The sequence below is a fragment of the Vibrio fujianensis genome (genome assembly GCF_002749895.1).
In the GTDB taxonomy this organism is placed as follows: Bacteria; Pseudomonadota; Gammaproteobacteria; order Enterobacterales; family Vibrionaceae; genus Vibrio; species Vibrio fujianensis.
In genome coordinates this window covers 1-6,409 of sequence record NZ_NBUS01000026.1, presented here as the reverse complement: position 1 = coordinate 6,409, position 6,409 = coordinate 1, and the positions used below count along the sequence as shown (strand labels likewise).

Here is a 6,409-nt window from a genome sequence, read left to right as displayed (position 1 = left end):
TAACAAGGCGTTCAAGAGGGATTCGCAACGCGTGGCATTTTCATTATGCGTTGATTTTATTAGTTTTTAGTGCAATGCGGTAAGTTAATCGTTGCGTTGCTCACCCCTTAACGCGGCGTTATGCGACTAAGCAAAAAATCTGTTATGTCTCTCTTTCTCGCTCTCTTTGGCAATCGGTTGTCGGTGTCGGCAATTTAGCATTGTCGGCCTAAATTCTTGAATCACTCAGGCCGTAAAACATGCCAAAGTTCGCGGGTTGCCTCATTGGTTCTCGGAGTTGGTTCGTGGCGAGTTTGGCTGGCGCAAAGTGTGGCAAGGTCCAGTTTATCGACACTTCTTCTTCGCAGGTCTTCCGCCGCGTTAAGTTTCTCGGAGTAAAAATTTAGTCAATCGCTGAAATTCACCATTAGTCACTTGTCGGAAGCTGGTCTGTAACATAGTGACTTCGGCTGTTCAGTGAATCACAAAAAGTGCTTGGTTTAATTGTGCTTTTTCGTGTCTAAGGTAATCTTCATCTGCCCAACTTGGCTTATGCTCGTGAATTCGCATAACAAACAATTTAAGCAGACCCTCAACGCTCGGCGATTTTGGTTTGCGTCGGGTTTGGTGTTGCCGAGCAATGCGGAAAGTGAGTCAGTGCGTTTCGGGCTACTTAATTGGGCGTTATGTTTTTTATCACGTTTTGGGGCTATAATCGGTCAAACCTTTATTGATAGTAGGTGTGATATGAATCGAAAAGTTGAAGCTTACGGCGTTGATGCTGTTGAAAGACCGAAAATTAAGGCTAGCAAAAAGCTTGATTTGACTGGTGATGCTGGTCGTCAAATTGTGAAGTCTGAAACAAAACTTGCTTTGCGTACCCATCAGAAGACATTCACTAAATTGGCTGATATGTAATGGATATCATCTGTTTTCCTTTTGAACGAGTGATCGAAATTAATGCTTTCATCCTAAAAACAGAACCAGGAATGAAAGGGGCAGTTGATATTCCTAAGCTTCAAGGGGCGCTAGGTCGAATCGATAATGCGATCGTTTATGAAGGACTGGATGATGTTTTCGAAATCGCAGCTAAATACACTGCTTGTATAGCGGTTTCACATGCGCTACCAGATGCCAACAAACGCACAGGTTTGGCTGTGGCACTTGAATATTTATCACTTAACGATTTTGAGCTTACGCAGGAAAACGATTTACTTGCGGATGCAGTTCGAGATCTTGTTATCGGCATTATCAACGAAACAGATTTTGCCGACATTCTCTACGCACAATACGCAAAAGAACAAAATTCAGTTCTCTAAACATAACAAGGCGTTAAAGAGGGATTCGCAACGCGTAGCATTTTCGTTGTGCGTTGATTTTATTAGTTTTTAGTGCAATGCGGTGAGTTGATAGTTGCGTTGCTCACCCCTTAACGCGGCGTTATGTGATTGGGCGTAAATTGAAAACGGCCCTAATCGAATGGGCCGAATATTAACTGAAAAGATTTAGTGTTCAGGAGTTTCAAGCAATTGGATAACGCTTTCTACGGCATTAGACATTGCTTGCTCATTTTCAAATTTCCCTGAACCAGCAGGCCCAAGAGCCTGAGAATACAAAGTCAGTTGTTTTTCGAAAGGTAAGCCTAACTGATCGTATAAGTTTTGTCGGATTTGTGCATGCTGTTCAGGATCTTGGTTAGCAAGATTAATAAGGGTTTCATAAATAAGCGTTTTCATGAGATATCCATTTTATAATATTTTACGGGGCGCAAGGATTGTAATCGATAATGGATTGTAAATCTGAAGCAACAATCACATAACAAACGGTTCAAGAGGGACAACCAACGCGTGGCATTTTTATTATGCGTTGGTTTTTGTGGTTGCGATGTTATGCGGAAAGTTGGTAGTAGCGTTGGTTGCCCCTTAACCGGGCGTTATGTAACCGTAAAGAAAAAGACCGCAGTATATTGAAAGTTAAAGTTTTTTTATGCTTTTGCATTTTTAAGTTAGCTTCTATTTTATATGTCTTATGATTTTAACTTATTGATTTAATAAGATATTTATAAATTTTGCAAAGTCAGTCTTATTCATATTGGCTTAGTTTTCGTCCCCTTGTTCTTCGAGTCTTTGCTCTGAGCTTTATTGGTAAAGCTAGTTTGCGATAAGTTTAGTGGTAGTCATTTTTTCTTTGAACTAGGGCTCGCAGTTTCGTCGTTGTCACGCAAATTCTACTGGGTTACTGCTAACTTTTCATGTAAGTTAAACGATATTTGGCAATGCTGTTCTTTGTAATACTTTGAAATAGTTAGCAAAGTTACATAACAAAGCATTCAAGAGGGACAGTCAACGCTTGGCCGTTTTGGTTTGGTTGGCATTTGAGGTTAAGGCTGGCTAGTTTTAGTACAGTTATTTGCGTTTCCTGCCCCTTAATGCGGCGTTAGTGCTTATCTGTAGACGATGAACGGAGTTTGTTATGGCAAGACCGAAGACGAAGGAAGAGTTAATTCATCAAGCTGATGAGAGTTTTACAAAGCTACTTCGGTATATCGACTCAATGCCTGTAAGTGTGTTAAATACTGAGTTTGATTTTTCCAGTGACAAGAGTAAAAAGGAGTTACACTGGGCTCGCGACCGAAACCTTCGAGATGTATTGATACATCTGTACGAATGGCATCAGTTGTTATTTAAATGGGTTAATTCAAACATGGCGGGACAGAAGGTCAGTTTTCTTCCCGAACCATACAATTGGAAAACATACGGCCAAATGAACATTGAATTTTGGCAAAAGCACCAAGAAACAGAGTTGTCGGCAGCAAAGCAATTGGTGCAGGAAAGTCATAAAGCGTCGCTCGAATTAGCTAAAAGTTTTACTGATGAGGCGCTTTTCACTAAACAGTATTTCGATTGGACAGGCACAACAACGCTAGGAAGTTACTGTGTATCTGCAATGCCAAGTCACTACGATTGGGCGTTAAAAAAGCTTCGAGCTCACGCAAAAATGCATTCGTAAAAAGTACGCACTAACAAAGCATTTAAGAGTGATTCGCAACGCTTGGCGTTTTCGCTTCGCTCAAGTATAGCCAAGCGCCGCTCACACCTTAATGCGGCGTTAGGCTACTCAGGAGATTTGAACTTGAAAACGGTTTTTGTTTGTCTAACCATGCTGTTTGTTTCTTTGTTTGTATATGCAGCAAATGTTCCTAGTTTGCAAGGACATTATGAGCGATATTATAATGGTCAATTAGATACTAACGCTGCCTTTATTGATTTAACTAGGGTGGATTCGAGCGAATACAAACTCTCAGGGACATCGGTTTGGGTTGGTGATTCTTCCTCTGGCTTTATAAATATTGGAGAAATCGATGGTGTCGTAACCTTTAATGGAAATCAAATAAATTATGATGTCGACGGTTGTACTCTTAAAATTTTATTAAACCAGAATATACTCGTAGTCAGCAACGATAATGGATGTGGTGGGTTAAATGTTTCCTTCAATGGTACATACGTGAAAGAACAGTAGAATCAATAGCCTAACAAAGCATTTAAGAGGGACAATCAACGCGTGGCACTTTTGGTTTGTGTGATCATTTGAGGTTACGGCTGGCTAGTTTGAGTGCAGTTGTTAGCGTTGCTTGCCCCTTAATGCGGCGTTATGTTTTTAAGGAGATATCATGCAAGGGTATGAAATTGTACATTCTTCCCAAATTGATGGGGAATTTGAAGGTTTTGATGATGAGGTTTTGTTCCAATTAATGGATGGAACATGCTGGGTTCAAGATGAATATAAGTACTGGTATTACTACTCTTACTGTCCTCAAGTACATATTCTTCGACGTAATGGCAGGCTCTATCTTCAGGTTGATGGTCAAAATGAAATTGTTCCAATCCGTCAAATAGACGGTGTTATGAAAAGTAGAATAAATGGAGATTTCAAAGGCTGGGAAGGTGAAACATCTTATCAATTACAAAACGGGCAAGTCTGGCAACAATCTCAATACCAATATCAGTATAAATATGCTCACCGACCTGAAGTTCTTATTTATAACTCAGGCGGTGGTAATGTCATGCATGTAGCTGGCACATCAGCAAAAGTACGGCGTGTAAAGTAAAAACATAACAAACTGTTTAAGAGTGATTCGCAACGCGTGGCATTTTTGCTATGCGTGAGTTTTAGTGTTTAAGGTGGTATGCAGCGGCATCGGTATTACGTTGCTCACACCTTAACAGGGCGTTAGGTAGCAAGGAGTATGCTATGAAGGAAAAATATGTTTTAGTTCCGCCGAAAGGTATACGACTTGATTTACAGACTGCCGAGCGGGAGTTAACCATTATTCATCAAAATATTTCAATCGAGGTTGGCCCTGAGCACTGTCAAATAAAGGGAAGGATTTATAATACTGTTGACCCAGTTGAATCTGCTGTTGCAGAAGGAGATTGTTTAAGTCGTTTACACCATCCAATGACTCCAAAGTGGGTTCGAAGAGCGTCTCAAATTATATTCGCTCCCATGATCATTTTAGTTGTAATCAAAATGACAGTTTCACTATTTACTATGTCTACACCAAATAGTTTCATAGAGTTGGTCGTTGTAGTCCTAATATTTTGCATCGGACTACTAATTCTTTGGGTTTATTGGTTGATTTTTGTCAGTGGCCCCCAAAAAACTACCTAACAAACGCCTCAAGAGGGACTGTCAACGCGTGGCGTTTCTAGTCCCAATGAGTCGCGGTGGTTACGGTTGTTGTGGTTGAGTTTAGTGTTATGCGTTGCCAGCCCCTTAGGCGGGCGTTATGTGATTAGGCGTAAATTGAAAACGGCCCTAATCGAATGGGCCGAATATTAACTGAAAAGGTTTAGTGTTCAGGAGTTTCAAGTAATTTGATTACGCTTTCTACGGCATTACTCATTGCCTGTTCATTTTCCAGTTTACCCGAACCAGCTGGTCCAAGCGCCTGAGAATACAAAGTAAGTTGTTTTTCAAAAGGTAAGCCTAAGTGATCATAAAGATTTTGTCGGATTTGGGCATGTTGTTCAGGATCTTTGCTAGCAAGTTTAATAAGAGTTTCATAAATAAGCGCTTTCATGAGCTATCCATTTTATAATAGTTAACGGGGCGCATATGATTGTAATCGGTAATAGAATGTAATTCTGAAGCAACAATCACATAACAAAGCGTTAAAGAGGGATTCGCAACGCGTAGTATTTTCATTATGCGTTGATTTTATTGGTTTTTAGTGCAATGCGGTTAGTTGGTAGTCGCGTTGCTCACCCCTTAACGCGGCGTTATGTGTTTAAGAGGTTTTATGATTGATAGTCGATTGAAAAGGTATTGGTTTGCTGAATTAGAGCAATCAGCTATATCTCTTGAAAAACTTTACCGAGGCAGTGATTGGAATGACGATCTTGAATTTTCAGTCGAAAAATCCATTTTCCTCGGTTTCTACGCGATCCGTAAATTGAAAGAAAGCGGTTTGCTTCCGAATAATGTGATAAGCCTTAACTGGAAAGTTATAACGTACCCCAAATCAGATAAACCTAGACAAAATAAGTTCATAGATGACTATCAGCTCTTTTCTGGTGGCTCAAAACAACTTAGTTTGGAGGTTTTATGCAATCAATTTATCCACAGCAAGCACTTTTCACCTTTTGTTCCTGATGGCGATTTTTGTCTTGGGTTTTTCTTTGCTTCAGACAGAGAAAGTAAAAAAGAGTTGTATTATATTCAGCTTGTAAGTGTGATAAATGTCTTTCTTAGTGTGGTTTATGAAAAGAAAATGACATTAGAATTACTACATGATGAAAATAAATTCTCTGTTACGTTACCCAACACATAACAAACGCTTCAAGAGGGACTTCCAACGCGTGGCATTTTTATTATGCGTTGGCTTAAGTGATTACGGTGTTATGCGGAAAGTTGGTAGTAGCGTTGTCAGCCCCTTAAGCGGGCGTTATGTGCCTAATAGTTTTCAACGTCTATATTAGTTATATCACAAGGAAATCATATGTTTAGAGTCATATATGAGTGGCGAGTGCCATCTAATAAAATGGATGAATTTCAAAAGGTTTGGAGTTCTACAACTGACTCTATTCATCATACAGTCGAGGGTGCTCTCGGCAGTTTTATGCTTCATTCCTTTGATAAACCTGAAAAGGTACTAACGATTGCTAAGTGGCGCTCTCGACAAGATTGGGAGTTATTTTGGGAAAATAGTAATCCTGAAAAAATGCAGAAAATGCGTGAAATTGCTGAACGAATTTCGGTGGAATCGTTCGACGAAATAGAAGATCGGAGTAAATAATAACCCCGGCACATAACAAACAATTCAAGCAGACCCTCAACGCGCGGCATTTTCATTATGCGTTGATTTTGGTGGTTTTAGTGTTATGCGGAAAGTTGGTAGTAGCGTTTCGGGCTACTTAATTGGGCGTTA

The 6,409-nt window shown here is 40.0% G+C and carries 10 protein-coding genes; 8 read left to right on the top strand and 2 right to left on the bottom strand.

Going from position 1 to position 6,409, the window contains the following annotated elements; translation table 11 throughout:
• Nucleotides 1-726: 726 nt before the first annotated feature.
• A complete protein-coding gene (locus B7C60_RS00795; protein WP_001080654.1) occupies nucleotides 727-897 on the top strand; it encodes a hypothetical protein in 171 nt (56 codons plus the stop codon).
• Nucleotides 897-1,298 (top strand): type II toxin-antitoxin system death-on-curing family toxin, encoded by a 402-nt coding sequence (locus B7C60_RS00790; RefSeq protein WP_000351249.1) that lies wholly within the window; start codon nucleotides 897-899, stop codon nucleotides 1,296-1,298. The genes B7C60_RS00795 and B7C60_RS00790 overlap by 1 nt, the downstream gene beginning before the upstream one ends.
• Nucleotides 1,299-1,484: 186 nt before the next feature.
• On the opposite strand, the gene B7C60_RS00785 is transcribed toward B7C60_RS00790, so the two are convergent.
• Nucleotides 1,485-1,715 carry a PAS factor family protein gene (locus B7C60_RS00785; RefSeq protein ID WP_099610017.1) on the bottom strand — a complete coding sequence of 77 codons (231 nt, stop codon included), beginning with the start codon at nucleotides 1,713-1,715 and terminating at the stop codon, nucleotides 1,485-1,487.
• A gap of 736 nt (nucleotides 1,716-2,451) precedes the next feature.
• On the opposite strand from B7C60_RS00785, the gene B7C60_RS00775 reads away from it, so the two are divergent.
• The 4 genes from B7C60_RS00775 to B7C60_RS17010 all read left to right on the top strand — a co-directional run bounded on the left by B7C60_RS00775 (nucleotide 2,452) and on the right by B7C60_RS17010 (nucleotide 4,650).
• A complete protein-coding gene (locus tag B7C60_RS00775) occupies nucleotides 2,452-2,988 on the top strand; it encodes a ClbS/DfsB family four-helix bundle protein (protein ID WP_099610016.1) in 537 nt (178 codons plus the stop codon).
• A 123-nt stretch (nucleotides 2,989-3,111) separates the two neighbouring features.
• Nucleotides 3,112-3,498, top strand: a complete 387-nt coding sequence (locus B7C60_RS00770) for a hypothetical protein (protein WP_099609979.1) — start codon at nucleotides 3,112-3,114, stop codon at nucleotides 3,496-3,498.
• A gap of 151 nt (nucleotides 3,499-3,649) precedes the next feature.
• Nucleotides 3,650-4,087 carry a hypothetical protein gene (locus B7C60_RS00765; RefSeq protein WP_099610014.1) on the top strand — a complete coding sequence of 146 codons (438 nt, stop codon included), beginning with the start codon at nucleotides 3,650-3,652 and terminating at the stop codon, nucleotides 4,085-4,087.
• A gap of 143 nt (nucleotides 4,088-4,230) precedes the next feature.
• On the top strand, nucleotides 4,231-4,650 hold the full coding sequence (locus B7C60_RS17010; RefSeq protein ID WP_157928664.1) for a hypothetical protein: 420 nt from the start codon (nucleotides 4,231-4,233) through the stop codon (nucleotides 4,648-4,650).
• Between the two features lie 181 nt (nucleotides 4,651-4,831).
• Here B7C60_RS17010 and B7C60_RS00760 read toward each other — a convergent pair whose 3' ends face one another.
• Nucleotides 4,832-5,062: a PAS factor family protein gene (locus B7C60_RS00760; RefSeq protein ID WP_004397275.1), complete on the bottom strand. Its 231-nt coding sequence runs from the start codon at nucleotides 5,060-5,062 to the stop codon at nucleotides 4,832-4,834.
• Between the two features lie 219 nt (nucleotides 5,063-5,281).
• Between B7C60_RS00760 and B7C60_RS00750 the strand changes: the two genes are divergently transcribed.
• On the top strand, nucleotides 5,282-5,812 hold the full coding sequence (locus B7C60_RS00750) for a hypothetical protein (protein ID WP_099610013.1): 531 nt from the start codon (nucleotides 5,282-5,284) through the stop codon (nucleotides 5,810-5,812).
• A 168-nt stretch (nucleotides 5,813-5,980) separates the two neighbouring features.
• Nucleotides 5,981-6,277: an antibiotic biosynthesis monooxygenase family protein gene (locus tag B7C60_RS00745; RefSeq protein ID WP_099610012.1), complete on the top strand. Its 297-nt coding sequence runs from the start codon at nucleotides 5,981-5,983 to the stop codon at nucleotides 6,275-6,277.
• Nucleotides 6,278-6,409: the final 132 nt, after the last annotated feature.